Source organism: Bartonella sp. MR168JLCBS (assembly GCF_042194175.1).
The window spans coordinates 1-772 of the sequence record NZ_JBHIMP010000309.1 but is presented as its reverse complement, the minus strand read 5'-3'; the positions used below and the strand labels follow the sequence as shown (position 1 = coordinate 772).

The following is a 772-nucleotide window of genomic DNA, read 5'->3' as shown; positions in this document are numbered from 1 at the left end:
GAGTTTTATATGTCCATCATTTTGATAATCAAACATATGAGCGGAAGCCAGTGTAATCATTGGGCGCAATCGTTTTCCACCTGACGAAATAAGATGGTTGGAAATTTCAGGGATCATTTCAATATCTGATTTTGCCATAGAGAGGATGAATTTGTTTACACGTTCCATATCGTCTTTGGTAAGATTAATGAGGGATTGGAGAGAAATTTGATTGTTTGTTATCTGATCTAATTTTGTAGCAGCACGCAATGTGTTTACTCCTAGAGTATTGCAATGAACATATATGAATTCTATTTTGTCCATAGCATAAAGATGGTTTTGTTTTGACTCAAGCTTTGATACCGCATTTGAAATTCAAATCTTGAATAATATTTGCAAGGAATGTCCTTTGTGCTTGGAGAATATCATTGTTATGAAGTCATGGGAAAATTTGAAATATTTTTGTTTGAACAACAATTGATAGGGAGGCGAGTGAATTATGAGGATGAATATTGGGTTTTCAAATGAATAAAACAAGGAATCATAGCGATGAAACAATTGATGCGTTTCATCGTGGGAAGTTTTATTTGGTTCAGCCACGTTTATGTGGTCATCGTTCTGGCATGGACGCTATGTTATTAGCTGGTTTAGTTCCCAATAATTTTAAGGGTAAGGTTGTTGATTTGGGTGCTGGTGCTGGTGCTGCAGGATTGGCGGTTGCCTCACGTTGTTTGGAGGTTAATGTTACATTGGTTGAGCGATCGGCTTTTATGGCATCTTACGCTCAAATAAC

The 772-nt window shown here is 36.8% G+C and carries 1 protein-coding gene and 1 pseudogene; one reads left to right on the top strand and one right to left on the bottom strand.

Going from position 1 to position 772, the window contains the following annotated elements; genetic code table 11:
* A pseudogene (locus ACFIK8_RS11085) lies at positions 1-249 on the bottom strand (polyprenyl synthetase family protein); the annotation flags it as partial.
* Between the two features lie 254 nt (positions 250-503).
* Here ACFIK8_RS11085 and ACFIK8_RS11080 point away from each other — a divergent pair.
* A partial coding sequence (locus ACFIK8_RS11080) for a methyltransferase (protein WP_375669458.1) occupies positions 504-772 on the top strand: 269 nt, incomplete at its 3' end.